This is a genomic window from Pseudoduganella sp. OTU4001 (assembly GCF_038440195.1).
In the GTDB taxonomy this organism is placed as follows: domain Bacteria; phylum Pseudomonadota; class Gammaproteobacteria; order Burkholderiales; family Burkholderiaceae_D; genus Rugamonas.
Map to the genome: position 1 here is coordinate 1 of NZ_JASATG010000041.1, position 14,334 is coordinate 14,334.

At 63.5% G+C, this 14,334-nt stretch carries 9 protein-coding genes and 1 pseudogene; 4 read left to right on the top strand and 6 right to left on the bottom strand.

All coding sequences use genetic code 11. The features are described from left to right. A pseudogene (locus AAHE99_RS24105) lies at positions 1-3,504 on the bottom strand (cyclic beta 1-2 glucan synthetase); the annotation flags it as partial. A 238-nt stretch (positions 3,505-3,742) separates the two neighbouring features. Here AAHE99_RS24105 and AAHE99_RS24110 point away from each other — a divergent pair. Continuing rightward, a complete protein-coding gene (locus tag AAHE99_RS24110; RefSeq protein ID WP_342120169.1) occupies positions 3,743-5,914 on the top strand; it encodes a TonB-dependent receptor plug domain-containing protein in 2,172 nt (723 codons plus the stop codon). Positions 5,915-5,961: 47 nt separating this feature from the next. On the opposite strand, the gene AAHE99_RS24115 is transcribed toward AAHE99_RS24110, so the two are convergent. Together AAHE99_RS24115 and AAHE99_RS24120 are read right to left on the bottom strand one after the other, a co-directional pair. Then, on the bottom strand, positions 5,962-6,558 hold the full coding sequence (locus tag AAHE99_RS24115) for a PEP-CTERM sorting domain-containing protein (protein ID WP_342120171.1): 597 nt from the start codon (positions 6,556-6,558) through the stop codon (positions 5,962-5,964). Positions 6,559-6,753: 195 nt separating this feature from the next. Beyond that, the gene (locus tag AAHE99_RS24120; RefSeq protein ID WP_342120173.1) at positions 6,754-8,712 is read right to left on the bottom strand and encodes an aminotransferase class V-fold PLP-dependent enzyme; all 1,959 of its coding nucleotides are present in this window, start codon (positions 8,710-8,712) and stop codon (positions 6,754-6,756) included. 100 nt (positions 8,713-8,812) lie between these two features. Here AAHE99_RS24120 and AAHE99_RS24125 point away from each other — a divergent pair, with 100 nt between their 5' ends. Both AAHE99_RS24125 and AAHE99_RS24130 read left to right on the top strand, forming a co-directional pair. Continuing rightward, complete coding sequence (locus AAHE99_RS24125; protein WP_342120175.1) at positions 8,813-9,298, top strand: Lrp/AsnC family transcriptional regulator; 486 nt, start codon at positions 8,813-8,815, stop codon at positions 9,296-9,298. 31 nt (positions 9,299-9,329) lie between these two features. Further along, the gene (locus tag AAHE99_RS24130; RefSeq protein WP_342120177.1) at positions 9,330-10,520 is read left to right on the top strand and encodes an HPP family protein; all 1,191 of its coding nucleotides are present in this window, start codon (positions 9,330-9,332) and stop codon (positions 10,518-10,520) included. Here AAHE99_RS24130 and AAHE99_RS24135 read toward each other — a convergent pair. Genes AAHE99_RS24135 through AAHE99_RS24145 form a run of 3 tightly spaced genes read right to left on the bottom strand, consistent with a single transcriptional unit; the run spans position 10,462 to position 11,923 of the window. Then, positions 10,462-11,100 carry a retropepsin-like aspartic protease family protein gene (locus AAHE99_RS24135; RefSeq protein WP_342120179.1) on the bottom strand — a complete coding sequence of 213 codons (639 nt, stop codon included), beginning with the start codon at positions 11,098-11,100 and terminating at the stop codon, positions 10,462-10,464. The genes AAHE99_RS24130 and AAHE99_RS24135 overlap by 59 nt on opposite strands. Before the next feature lie 11 nt (positions 11,101-11,111). Then, entirely contained in the window at positions 11,112-11,456 is a 345-nt protein-coding gene (locus tag AAHE99_RS24140; RefSeq protein WP_342120181.1) for a DUF3703 domain-containing protein, read from the bottom strand. After that, on the bottom strand, positions 11,453-11,923 hold the full coding sequence (locus AAHE99_RS24145; RefSeq protein ID WP_342120182.1) for a cupin domain-containing protein: 471 nt from the start codon (positions 11,921-11,923) through the stop codon (positions 11,453-11,455). The genes AAHE99_RS24140 and AAHE99_RS24145 overlap by 4 nt, the downstream gene beginning before the upstream one ends. 213 nt (positions 11,924-12,136) lie before the next feature. On the opposite strand from AAHE99_RS24145, the gene AAHE99_RS24150 reads away from it, so the two are divergent. Then, positions 12,137-14,278 carry a hypothetical protein gene (locus AAHE99_RS24150; protein ID WP_342120184.1) on the top strand — a complete coding sequence of 714 codons (2,142 nt, stop codon included), beginning with the start codon at positions 12,137-12,139 and terminating at the stop codon, positions 14,276-14,278. Positions 14,279-14,334 lie beyond the last annotated feature (56 nt).

Genomic DNA, 14,334 nt, shown 5'->3' on the forward strand with positions numbered 1-14,334 from the left:
GGCCGCCGCCTCGCGCAGCAGGGCGCAGGTGGTGGCCAGGCCGCGCCCCAGGTTCGGATGCACGATCGGCAATTCGCCCACGCCGACCAGGCCGGCCTGCAAGGTCAGCAGGTGGCCCGCCAGGTTGCCGCTGTCGACGGTGGAGATATACACCGGGTGCAGCGGCTTCATGGACTGGGTGTCGTACCAGTTGTAGAAGTGGCCGAGGTGGCGCTCCAGCTGCGCCATGCTGTCCAGCGTGCTGGCGGTGCGCGCCGCCAGCTGGGTGGCCGTGATGTAGCCAAAGTCGAACGCGGTCAGGTTGGCCAGCAGCGCCATGCCCATATTGGTGGGCGAGGTGCGGTGCGCCACCACCTGGCTCGGATGCTCCTGCATATTGTCCGGCGGCAGCCAGTTGTCTTCCGGGCCGACGAAGGTCTCGAACCACAGCCAGGTGCGACGCGCGAGCTTGTGCAGGAACAGGTTCTGCTCCTCGTCCAGCGCGGTCTGCACCCGGGCGATGGGCAGGCTGATCCACCACGCCACCAGCGGCGCGACCAACCAGGCCAGCAGGAAGATCAGCGCCGCCTCGAAGGCGCGCGGCCGCAGCGCCAGCAGGTAGGCGCCGGCGCCCAGCGCCAGCACCGGTGAAATCCACATCGCGCGCCAGTTGCGCGCCAGCTCGGTGCCCACCCGCGACAGGGCCGAGGCGCGCCATTGCAGCAGGCGGCGGCGCGACACCAGCAGGCGCCACATGGTGCGCGCAATCGCATCCAGGCTGACGTAGGCTTCATACGGCAGGAACACCAGCGTCAGCACGGCGTGCGCGAACTGCATGCCGCTGCGCGCCAGCGAGGCCGGCACGTGCTGGCCCCACAACGTATCCTGCGGCTTGCGCAGCAGGTCGTACAGCGCGCTCACCAGCGGCGGCAGGAAGATGATGGCCAGCACCGCGCCGGCCCAGAACCACGGGTGCGGCATGCTGGCGAAGGCCATCAGCAGCGACAGCGTCAGCACCGGCGCCACCAGGCTGCGGCGCAGGTTGTCGAACAGCTTCCAGCGCGACAGCGCCGACAGCGGGTTGGCTTCGCGCGCGCCGCTGGCCAGCGGCACGCGCCGCATCAGCCAGGGCAGCAGCTGCCAGTCGCCGCGCATCCAGCGCTGGCGGCGGCTGACGTCGTCGCCATAGCGCGCCGGGTAGTGCTCGTACAGCTGGGCGTCGCTGAGCAGGCCGGCGCGCAGGTAGCAGCCTTCCAGCAGGTCGTGGCTCAGGATGCGGTTGTCGGGGCAGCGCCCGCCCAGCACTTCTTCGAACACGTCGACATCGTAGATGCCCTTGCCGATGAAGGAACCTTCCGCAAACACGTCCTGGTACACATCGCTCACCGTGCGGGTGTAGGGATCGATGCCCGGCTCGCCGCCGCACAGCTTTTCATAGCGCGAAGCGTCTTCGCTCGGCAGGCTGACCGCCACGCGCGGCTGCAGGATGCCGTAGCCGGCCACCACCCGGCGCAGGCGCGGGTCGATGCGCGGCACATTGAGCGGGTGGCGCATGGTGGCCACGAACTGGCGCGCCGCGTCGCGCGGCAGCTGGGTGTCGCTGTCGAGCGTGATCACGTAATTGAAGGATTCCAGGTCGCCGATGTCGCCGACGATCAGGCTGAAGGCGTGCGCCGCGCCGCCGCGCAGGAAGCGGTTCAGGTCCGCCAGCTTGCCGCGCTTGCGCTCCTCGCCCATCCAGGCCCGCTCAGACGGGTTCCAGCGGCGCGGACGGTGCAGCAGCAGGAAAGGCGCCGCCGCGCCCTCCTCCGTGTATTTCAGGTTCAGGCGCGCGATATTGGCCGCCGCACGCTCGGTCAGCGCGGCATCACCGGGCAGGCTCTCTTCCTGCGCGTCGGCGAAATCGGTCAGCAGGCAGAAACGCAGGTTGGGGTCGCGGTTGGCCAGGAAGCGCACTTCCAGCTGCTCGCACAGCTCATCGACGTTGTCGCGGTCGAACAGCAGGGTCGGCACCACCACCATGGTGCGCGCATCGGATGGGATGCCCTCGCGGAAGTCCATGCGCGGCAAGGGGCGCGGTTCCACGAACAGGGTGGCGGCCCAGTTGACCAGGGCCAGCGCCAGCTGGCTGCTGCCCATCAGGCCCAGGATGGCCAGCACCAGCAGCGCCCACGGCTGCACGCCGTCGCGCCAGGCGCGTTCCAGCATCAGGGCGGTGGCGGTCACCGACAGCACGCCGACCGCTCCCAGGTAGGACAACAGCGGCGCGGTGCGCAGGGTGCGCTTCAGGGAACGCAGCGGCGGCAGGCGCACGCCCACCTGGCGCTCAAGCAGCAGGCTGCCATGGCCGACTAGGTAATAGCCGACGTGGTGCAGGCGCACGTCGTGGTCGCCGGCGCGCGCGCGCGCCAGCTCGAGCGCCTGCTGCGCCACCTCCGCCTCGGTGGCGGGCGAATAGCGTGCCATGCGTTCCACGCAGTGGCGGTACTGGTCGCGCGTGGAGAAGTCCATGTCGCCGTAAGTGCCCGAGGGGTCCTGCCGCAAGGTCTGCTCGACCACGCTCATGGTTTCGACGAACTCCTGCCAGTCCATGGTGCCCAGGAAGCGCAGGCTGCCGATGCTGTTGGCGATCGACACCTGCTCGGCTGCCTGCAGGTGGATCTCGGCCTGGATCAGTTGTTCGATGGTCTGGCCCGTCTCGGCCAGGCGGTAGGTGATCCAGTTCAGGGCCAGCGTGAGCACCGGGCTTTGTCCCTGCAGGCGGCGCGCCAGCTCGGCCACGAAGGCGCTGCTGACGGGCGGCTCGGAGCGCGCCATATCGGCCACCAGCAGGATCAGGCCGCTGGGGTTCTTGTCGGCGATTTCCAGGAACTGGTCGGCCCAGCTATTGGCCAGGTCGCGCTGGAAGCGGTTGTCCGCCACCCGCGCCGCCACGCGCCGCAGGTTTTCGATCAGCGCCAGGCGCAGCATGATCGGGATCGCCCACAGCTCGCCCAGTTTCAGGGTCGCCACTTCCTGGTAAGCCTCGACAAAGCGGCACAGGCTTTCCGGGTCGACCCGCCCGTCGCCGTGGGCGATGATTTCCAGCGCGATCTGGTACACGCGCGGCGTGCCTTCCGGCGCCCCTTTGGCCAGGCGTGGCAGCTCCTTGCTGTAGTCTTTCGGCAAGTGGCGCCGCGCCGTGCGGATCTGGTCTTCGATCAGGTAGAAGTTATCGAGCAGCCATTCGGAGGCTGGCGTGACCTGGCGCCCTTCTTTCACCGCCTCGGTCAGGCCTTCGCAGGTGGAGCCGATCAGCGCCGCGTTTTCGCTCAGCCGCGCCAGCAGGCGGTCGCCGCCGCCGCGCGTGCTCAGCACATGGCTGGCGGCCAGCGCGCGGCCATGGTGCTCCATCTGCTGTGCGCTGAACAGCTCGGCACGCAGCGGCAGATCGTCTTCCTCGCCGGCGCCCTTGGGCAGGGAGCCCGATTCCGATTCCTTGAACCCGGCACTCGCGGCCGGCCATAGGTAATGATGCTCTTTCAAGGGGTGGCCTCACATTATTCTTAGAACTGCCGTGCAGACAATCAGTATGTTTCAAACAATATTAGTCAGGCGCACGGCACGCAGCTCATCCCCCAAAAAGCGCAGTTCGTCGCATTTGTCACATGGCAATTATTGGTACTCTGTACAGTTCAGCTTGTTATCTGTTTGTATCCGTCTTCCCTTAACCGGACGTTTCCGCCTATCCTGTCGCGTTTCCCAAAAAGCCACTGCTATTTGTATGAAGAAAATCGCCCTGCCCCTCTTACTCGTTGTACAAGCACTCAATACCGCCTACGCCCAGGAGCAAGCCGCTCCAGCGGCCGACAAAGTCATGCCGAAAGTGGAGGTCAAGGGCAGCATGGCGACCGAGGTGCGCCGCAATGACACCGCCACCAAGATCGTGGTGACGCAGGAGGAGATCCTGAAGAACGGCGACACCAGCATCGGCGAGGTGCTGAAGCGCCTGCCGGGCGTGACCATGGACGGCGTGCAGGGCCGTGGCGGCAATATCCGCATGCGCGGCCTGGGCAGCGGCTACACCTCCATCATGCTGAACGGCGAACCCGCGCCACCCGGCTTCTCGCTCGATTCGCTGACCCCGGACATGATCGAGCGCATTGAAGTGATGCGCGCCGCTACCGCGGAATACAGCACCCAGGCGATTGCCGGCGGCATCAATATCGTGCTGAAGAAGGCGATCACTACCGCCCAGACCGAAATCAAGACCGGCATCCAGTCGGATAACGGCCAGCCGGGTGTCAGCGTCAACCTGCAGATGTCCGACCGCAAGGGCCCATGGTCGTATTCGATCGGCGGCGGTTTCCTGCACGGCGACTTCGAGCGTCCAAGCCGTTCGATCACCGAAGCGAGCGGCAGCCGTCCGCTACTGCTGAACGGCGAGACCAATAGCCAGGGCTGGTTCCGCAACTTCAACATCGCCCCGCGCGTCAACTACGCGATCAAGCCGGGCGACGTGATCACCTCGCAAACCTTCCTGGCCGTCAACCGCTTCAAGGGCAGCAACACCGAGCGCGTACGCACCATCTTCGGCGACGATCCGATGTTCAGCAGCCTGGACCAAAACATCCGCTCCGACGCGGAAATGTTCCGCACCGACCTGAGCTGGGCACACCCGCTGGCCGATGGCGCCAAGATCGACATGAAGGCCGGCCTCAACTACAACCACCGCAATGTCGAGGCGCCGAACCACCAGAGCGGCAAGGAATTCGACCGCAACCGCACCGTGACGTCGGGCGCCACCGACAAGGGATTCACCACCACCGGCAAGTATTCCAGCCCGCTGATCCCGGGCCACGCCCTGGCCACCGGCTGGGACATCGGCTACAGCAAGCGCGATGAAGACCGCATCCAGCGCGAAACCTACTTCCGCGCGCCGGTCGGCAGCGACCTGTCCAAGCTGGCGCAGAACCTGGACGAGGTGTTCTCGGCCGACGTGACCCGCGTGGCGGCCTATGCGCAGGATGAATGGAATGTGACCGACCGCTGGTCGGTGTACTTCGGCCTGCGCTGGGAAGGCGTGAACATCAAGAGCACCGGCAGCGACTACGGCAGCATCGACAGCAACTCCAGCGTGCTGAGCCCGCTGTTCCAGACCCTGTACAAGCTGGGCGAGAAGAAGAAGGACCAGGTACGCTTCGGCCTGACCCGCACCTACAAGGCGCCGGGCGTGGGCGACCTGATCCCGCGCCGCTTCACCGCCAACAACAACACCTCCACCACGCCGGACTTCATGGGCAACCCGGAGCTGAAGCCGGAACTGGCCTGGGGCCTGGACCTGGCCTATGAACACTTCCTGGGTGAAGGCGGCGGCCTGCTGACCGCCAGCACCTATGCGCGCCGCATCGAGGACATTACCCGCCGCCGCGTCGACTTCATCGACAACGCCTGGGTCTCGCGCCCGGTCAACGCCGGCACCGCCAACACTTACGGCATCGAACTGGAAGCCAAGCTGCCGCTGCGCTCGCTGATGAAGGAAGCGCCGGCCGTGGAAATGCGCGCCAACCTGACCCGCAGCTGGTCCAAGCTGGACACCGTGCCGGGCCCGAACAACCGCCTCGACCAGCAAGTGCCGATCAGCGGTACCGTCGGCGCCGACTGGAAGCTGGACACCATGCCACTGACCCTGGGCGGCTCCTTCAGCTACCAGGGCGGCGGCGAAGTGCGCATCTCCGACAAGCAGTACGCTTACTCGGTGCCGAAGCGCGCACTGGACGTGTACGGCTTGTGGAAGTTCACGCCGAAGACCCAGCTGCGCCTGTCGGCTTCCAACACACTGCACCAGGACAACCTGAACCAGTCGATCTATGTGGATGCGGGCGGCCGCCGCAGCGACACCACGATCACCCCGACCAGCGTGCTGTTCCGCGCGATGCTCGAGATGAAGCTCTAAAAAAAACGGCGACCAGATGGTCGCCGTTTTTACTTGGCTCGAAACAATCAGGCCGACTTGCGGCGGCGGCGCACCAGCGCCAGCAGGCCGAGGCCCATGCCGGACAGGGCCAGCGATGCTGGTTCTGGCACTTCATTCGCAGCCGCGGCGAACTGCAGGCCGGCGCTCACGAAGTCCACATTGACGCCATTTTTCACCACGCCTGGGCCGGTATCGACTTTGACCTGCAGCGCCTTGTCATTAATCAGGCTGTTCAGCAGGGTATCGCTGACTTTGAAAGTCCAGGTCAGGTCCATATAATTGCCCGAGCCCAGGTTCGAAAACGCCTTGTACTCCAGGCCAGTGATCGTGTTGGTCTTGACGCCATTGGTCCAGGTGTTGAAGCCACCCAGCACCAGACTGCCCAGGTCGGTACGGCCATCGAAGGTGTAGCTGCCGTATTCAGTTGCGTCGTCGGCGCTGAAATCGCCGTGCAGGCGCAAGGTGAGCAGGCCATTACTACCCGATGCCTCAGTGATGCCGCTCAGGTTGAGAGTGTAGGAATTGCCGCCATTGATGTATTTCTGGTCGGCGCCGTTGACGACGGGGGTGGCGAATGCGACTGGTGCCGCCAGCAGGAGTGCGAGGAAGGTGCCTAATTTCATGGTTAGTTTCCGTAGATTAATCTGACTTTTTATTAAGCAACTATCGTGCCCGACCGGTAACTCATTGTTTTTGTTGGAAACAAGAATTCCGCCACGGGATCACTGTAAATATTCCCGACATCACATAGATTAAGTTTGAAAAAAAACGGCGACCCGAGGGCCGCCGCAAACAGGATACAACTTTCAATCGGTAGTTCAGGCCGCCAGCGCGAGTGCCGGGGATGCCAGGGCGATGCCGCCGCTCAGGTGGAAGGCGTTGCGGTATCCGAGGCGGCGCAGGCATTGCGCGGCCTTGGCGCTGCGGTTGCCGCTGCGGCAGAAGAACACCAGCGGCGCCTGCTCGGCCGAAGCCAGCCAGCCCGGCACGAAGGCCGCCAGGCGGCTCAGCGGCACGCTCTGCGCCGTACGCCCGCCAGGGATGCAGGCCGCCTGCTCATACGCTTCGCGCACATCGACCAGCACCGCTTGCGGATGCGACTCCAGCAAGCGCGCCAGGCTGATGCTGTCCAGGTTCATATCGGCATTGGCCGCCGCGGCCTGCGCTTCGGCGCGCAGGCTGGTGCAGCAGGCATTCACGTCCTCGCGGCCGGCGCACAGCAGAGCGTCGGCAGGCACTTTGCCTTCGAGTGCAGACAGCGGCGCCAGGCCGGTAAACGCGTACTCCACTTTGTCGCCGCAGCACAGCAGGAAAACCTGCTGGCCGTCGCCGAGCGCAACGCGGCGCAGCGCGTGCGCGCCGAATGCGATGCTGTCGGCCGTGCCGGGCCACATGCCGTCACGCGTACCGATACGCGCCGCCAACTGGTAGCTATGGCTGCGCAGCAGGCTGTCGACACGCTCCGCGAGTTCGGCCTGGTGATCGATCGCGATGCATTGGCGCGAAGGCGCGTCCAGCAGCAGCCAGGTATGGTTGCCGCCCAGGCTCAGTTGCAGCACGCCTTCCGGCACGCTGGCGCCGGAGGTTGGCGTGTCGAGCATGCCGGCTTCGCGCAAGGCCTGGCCGCAGCGCTCGATGCGCGCGCAGGCTTCGACAATGGTTTCCTCGCTGACCAGCGGGCCGAAGGACATGCGCACCGCGCTGCTGCTGCGCCAATTCGGCAAGCCCATCGCGTCCAGCACATAGCTTGGCGCAGCCTTGGCGGCGGAACAGGCGCTGCCCGCGCTGACGCGCACATTGGCCGCATCGAACACGTCCAGCAGTTCCTTGCTCGACAGGCCGGGCACGGAGAAATTCAGGGTGGTCGGCAGTGCCTTCTCGAACGGTGCGTTGAACACGATGCCCGGGAAAGCGGCGCGCAGGCTGGCCGCCAGCTTGTCGCGGAAGCCATGCAGCTCGGCCGGCGTGCGGAAGGTACCGCCCTGCTCCAGCGCCGCCAGCACCGCGCCCAGCGCGGCGATGCCCGCCATGTTTTCGGTACCGGAACGCAGGCCGGCTTCCTGGCCGCCGCCCATCACCAGCGGCGTGTACGGCGCGCCTTCGCGCACGTACAGCATGCCGATGCCTTTCGGCGCATACAGCTTGTGGCCGGAGAACGGCGCGTAATCGATACGGGTATTGCCCAGGTCGAGCGCCAGCTTGCCCAGGCCCTGCACGCAGTCCACCATCCACAGCGCCGGGCTGCCTTCCAGCACGGCGGCGATGCCGGCCAGGTCGCTCACCACGCCGGTTTCGTTATTCGCCGCCATGGTGCAGACAAAGGCCGCCTGCGGCGCCAGTGCGCGCAGCGCGGCCAGGTCGTGGCGGCCTTCGCCGTCCACCGGCAGCTTTTTCAGTTCGAGGTTGAGGCCCAGCAAGCGGTTCCAGTGCGCCAGCGCTTCCGGCACGGCCTTGTGCTCGGTGGCGCCATACACCAGCAGGCTGCCGATGGTTTCACCTTTTTCGCGGCGCTCGCGCAGCGCGCACAGGGCGGACAGCACGGCGGTCTGGATGCCTTCCGTGGCGCCGCTATTGAACATGATGCGGCCGCTGCCCACGCCGAGCAGGCGTTTGGCGCGCTGGCGCACGGTATCCATCATGGCCTTGGCCTTGAGGCCGGTGGCATGGGTGCTGCTGGGGTTGCCGAAACAGTCACGCATGGCCTGCACTGCCGCGTCAATCGCAGCCGGCAGCACGCAGGTCGTGGCATTCCCGTCGAGGTAGATTTCTTTGCTCATGCTAAATAGTTTACGAAATAGCGCTGAATTGCCCATTCCAAAATTACCCCAAACTACGGAGAATGTAGAATAAGCATTCCAAATATTCATATAAATAAAAATGAATGATCTCGACCGTTACGATTACGCGATCCTGGGGGCGCTGCAGGTGGACGGAACGCTCTCAGTGGCTGAGCTGGCGGAAAAGGTTGGCCTTTCGACCACGCCATGCTGGAAGCGCCTGAAGCGGCTGGAGGAGGACGGATATTTCGACCGCCGCGTGGCGATCATCAACCGCCGCAAGGCAGGCTTGCCGGTGACGGTATTCGTCAGCGTGCGCACCAGCCAGCACGATGAGAAGTGGCTGGCGCGCTTTGCCGCCGCCGTGGTGGCGCTGCCGGAGGTGCAGGAATTCCACCGCATGAGCGGCGATGTCGACTACCTGCTGAAGGTGGTGACCACCGATATCGAAGGGTATGACCGTTTTTACAAGAAGCTGATCAAGGCGGCCCAGTTGACCGGTGTGTCGTCGGCCTTTTCGATGGAGCAGATCAAGTACACCACCAGCCTGCCGCTGGACCTGGTGTCACACGGCGCGGGCGCCTGAGAATTAAACCCAGCCGTGGGATAATGGCCGGATGCTGAAATCCTGGTTGACCTCCTTGCTGCCGGCGCGCAGCAATACTTCGCAGCGCGAACGCTTGCGCTCCAGCGCCGGCGCCTTCCTCGGCCTGGCGCTGACCAGCTTTGTCGCCCATTACCTGCTGGGCGACCACGCGATCTGGCTGGTAGCGCCGATGGGCGCGTCCGCCGTGCTGCTGTTCTGCCTCCCCGCCAGTCCGCTGGCCCAGCCCTGGCCGGTCATCGCCGGCAATGTGGTGTCCGGCCTGGTGGGCGCGGCCTGCGTGCAGTATTTCGGCACCGGCGCGCTGTGCGCCGCGCTGGCGACGCCGCTCGCGATCGCCGCCATGTTTGCGCTGCGCTGCCTGCATCCGCCCGGCGGCGCGGTGGCGCTGATGGTGGTGATCGGCGGTCCCGCCATCCAGTCGCTGGGCTACCGCTTCGCACTCGGGCCGGTGCTGCTGGATTGCGTGCTGATGGTGCTGGCCGCCATGGTCTACAACAATCTCACCGGCCGCCGCTATCCGCATACGCAGCAGCTGGCACATCCCAATCCGCATGCGACGAAGGATGAAGTGCCGACGGCGCGTTTCGGCTTCCAGCCGGAAGACCTCGACGCCGTGCTGCGCCAGTACAACCAAGTGCTGGACATCAGCCGCGACGACCTGGAAGAACTGTTCCTGAAAACCGAGCAGCGCGCCTACCAGCGCCGCTTCGGCATCATCACCTGCGGCGACATCATGTCGAAGGATGTGGTGACGGCGGAATTCGCCACGCCGCTGGCGGACGCCTGGCGCGAGATGCGCCAGCACCGCGTGGCGGCGGTGCCGGTGCTGAACCGGGTGCGGCGCGTGATCGGCATCGTCACCACCAGCGACTTCATGACGCACGGCGGGCTGGATGACTATCACGGCATGCGCCGCCAGCTGAAAGAGTTCCTGCGCCCTTCCGGCACCACGCATTCGGAAAAGCCGGAAGTGGTGGGGCAGATCATGGTCAAGCATCCGCGCACTGCCAGCATCGACACGCCGATCACCGAGCTGGTGCCGCTGATGGCCGATTCAGGCTTCCACCATATCCCAGTGGTCGATCACGAAGACCGGTTCGCCGGCATCGTCACCCAGTCGGACGTGGTGGCTGCGCTATTTGCTAAAAACGCTTTGTCAGCGTCAGCATCCCCGACTCCGTCTTCATATCAAGCCGCTTGAGGACGGAGTTCCCGAGCAGGATCACCGGCAGGCCCGCCTCGCTGACCGAGGCGTCCACATTGGCGAATTCGAAATCGCCCACCTTGATGCGGTCCAGCTTCACGATCCACACCTCGCTCAGGCCGGCGGCCGTCTGCGTGAATGCGCGGCGCCCCTTGGTGCGGTAATCCAGGCCAAACTGGCGCGCCAGCGGCGCCGGGATCGCCACCAGCGAAGCGCCGGTGTCGAGCAGCATGCGCACCGGATTGCCGTTGATTTCGCCCTGCACCGAGTAGTGGCCGTTCGCATCCGGCGCCAGCACCAGCGCATTCGCCCCGATGCCCCCGGCGCCCGCACCGCTTGCGGCAAACTCGCCCAGGCGCACGGTATAGCGCTGCCCCTTGTCCTCGAACGTCGCCGAATTCGACGTCACCGCCACCAGCTTGCTGCCATCCGGCAGCGTCGCCCCAACCGCAAAGGTGCGCGGCGCGGCGCCGTTCACCGACAACAGCACCTTCTCCTTCATCGCCGCCACCAGCGACACGTCAGCCTGCGCCAGCGGCGCGGCAGCCAGCAATGCCGCCAAAATCAGAGCACGCATTTCGGACTTCCTCATTTCCGTTCGTTGGATTTCATCTGGTCGATTTCCGCCTGCAGCTCGGGCGGCACGGGCATGCGCTGGAACATGCTGATATCGCTGCCGCCGGTGTTCCCGGTCGGGACCACGCCGACCGCCGAACCGATGGCGCCGAGTACGATGCGCACCAATTGGCCCCAGGCCGCCAGCGGGCGGCCTCGGCGCAGTTCGAGCTTCAGCATCAGCCAGTGCGACAGCACGTGCGGCCAGACACGCAGCTGGCCGATCACGTGGGCGCGCTCCAGGTGCTGCATGGCCGCCTCCAGCTCACCGGCCGCCATGTGCGTGCGCGCTGCGGCGATTTCCGCGTCGAAGCTCATAGCGGGCCGAACTCCTTGCCTTCGGAAAGCTTGTAGATCTTGATCTTGTCGCCGGTACGCACCATGCGCCGGTCCAGCTTGGGGAAGTCGGCCACTTCGCATGGCAGGTCCTCGCCGCCCATCAGGTAGACCAGATCCTCGCTGCCACGGTTGATCATCTGGTGCGCCTTGGACGGCGCCGGGAAGCCGACGAAATCGCCCGGCTCCAGCTCGTAATCCTCGCCATCGATATGCGCGGTGCCGCGCCCGGACAGGATGTAGACCCACTCTTCCTCGTTGTGGTGCAGGTGGTAGGCAAACGACTCCTTGCCCGGCTTCAGGCGCCCGATGCTGACCATGCTGCGCTTCAGCCCCGCCATGCGCGCCAGCTGCGAACCGGTGATTTCCGATGCGGGATTCCATGGATGCGAGAACGTGCCCTCCGCCTCCTGCGCGGCGGCTTTGCGGACGATGTGCGGATACGACATGCGGCTACCTCCTTCGGCGTTTATCGATCTTGCAACATTGTAGCAGTGCCCAAGCGTGCTTTGACATGACTCAATACCTGTCGCAGACGACGTATACTGTTCATCTCGCGCCGACTGGACGGGGCCATGTTCGGCCGGAAGCAGACGGTCAGGAGAGTGCGCCGCATGACCGGTACTAATGCTTTGCCTTTTCCCTGGCCAAAGGAAGGGTAGATGCTACGAATTGAGGAAGATGGAATGACATTTGACGAGCCCGCGCCGCGGATCGGATCGCAGGATACTGGAACAGTTTCAGCAGCAATCCCGTCGCCCGACATCCCGACTGAAATCGTGCTCGACATACTCGACCGGTATCAGGTGACTCTCGATACTCAAAGTTTTCCGGTTGCCCTGTATGCCGAGTCGCTGATCTATATGCTCTACTGGTTCCATCGCTTGCGTGACCCGATTCGCAAGAAGGACATCGAAAATTACATTGCCAGCTATTTGAACATCGAACCTCGATCGGAGGTGATCGCTGCACTGCTATCCGATCAAGAGCTTAAGATGCGAGCGAAGGACCGGATTGAACACGGCACCCTCGTTCGCAGGACCGTCGACGTGCTAGTGATGCGCGAAAGGCCGAACGGGAAGGAATTTCTAGTCCTGGACCGGACCTTTTTCCCCGCAGGCATGGCACTGCCAGGCGGATTGCTTCAGGAAGAAGACGAGCTGAACGATGTTGGAATTCCAGGCAACATTTTTGCTGCGCTACGGATTACTGCATCCAAGGTGCTGCGAGCCACCGCCATCCATTATGGAATCTCGGAACGTAACGGACGGAAATACTACTTTTCCGCGACCGAGGCCGGCAAGGAAGCCCGAGTCTACATGGACAGGACCATATCGCACGGGTTTCGCGATCACCTCAGACACATTACCGCACCGTCGGACCCGCGCCATATAGTCGATACCATCGGCTTCCTCGTCGAGATATCGAATACGGACGGGGTGCAGGGGCGATGGATCGCAGAGAGCCTGGTTACCACGCCCAACAAAAGAAAAGGCACATTCGCTTTCAGGCATCACAAGCAGATTGTTGCCGCGCTCCTCGCCAAGAACTTCACGAAGACCGAAGGCGTTTCTCATCACGAATGGATCCGGAAAACGGTAGCGAGTCCGTTGGACGTTTATCGTGATATCAGGGCGCGCTTCAGCCAGAATAACGACAGGCCGGACACGCCGATCATAGAATTATTGCCGGTCGTCGACTATGTCCGCAGCCAGTTGAATTCCCCAATGGTCGAAGAAAGTTGCCGTAACAATGCGGCACTAGGAATCATGCGAGACCAAGTGCTGCACAAGCTTCATCACGTCACGATTGAAAATGGACCGATGTGTCCGTATGCGCCAACCTTGCGCGTACTGTTCGAAGCTGTCGGCTTCTTCGACGTGGTATGGCGTACCAGACAGAATTTGAGCACCCACTTTCAGAAGAATTACTGGTACCGCTACGAAAGCCTGATGAGCCGCATCCCGGAAGCAATCATCATTCCGACGTTCGATAACATCTCTGCGACAGACCTCATGAAGGTCCGGGGCACCGCCGTCTATTTGGTAGGAGTGTCGACCGAACCTGTGTATGTGGATGAGTTCTGGCAATCTCCGCTCGAGTTTCTCATCCATGACCTGAACCACGCCTGGAAGATGCTCGATATGGATGACAGATTCTTGCAATCCCATCCGCACATGAGCAGGGACAATCTCATGGAGGCGTCCAGTCGCTTCATTCACGACTATCTAGCGACGATTGCAGTTCAAAAATCCGATACGGAGCTGCAGAAAGAGATCAAGAAACTCAAGAAGATTCTCCTGTTCGAGGTCGGCCACGAAGATGGGCGACCGCTACTGCCAGGCATCATCGCCGAGACGCTTTTGGAAGCTGAGGGATACGAGTTTCCAGACAATGTGGTGCGCTACGATGCCTGCGAAAGCCAGGCATATTTGGAGAGACGCATCATAGGTGGAATTACTGCGCTTTCCTATGTTCGACACAAACTGCAACACGGTTTCTTCGACCAGACCGACGCGCAGAATATTCAGATCGTCAGCCCAAAATTTCGGTCGGTAGAATGGATCGTGACAGCGGCTGTTGAATTGCTGGGGGAAATGCACGCAGCGATTCCTCCTGAAATTCAGGCAGAGGGCCTGACTGAGTACCTGATGCGGCAAGCCTGCTCAAGGGGCCCAACAATCCTTCATGCGCCGGAAAACCTGGATCCGGTGATTGAGAACTATGGCGATGGAACAATACTCGACAGCAGCACAGAAGTCGCCATCGATGAGGATGAGGTGGTTAAGATTGTGTCGCCCTAGTCTGGTAAACATTGCTGAGCCTGTGGCCGCCTCCGTACAGGTGGGTACCTGATGGT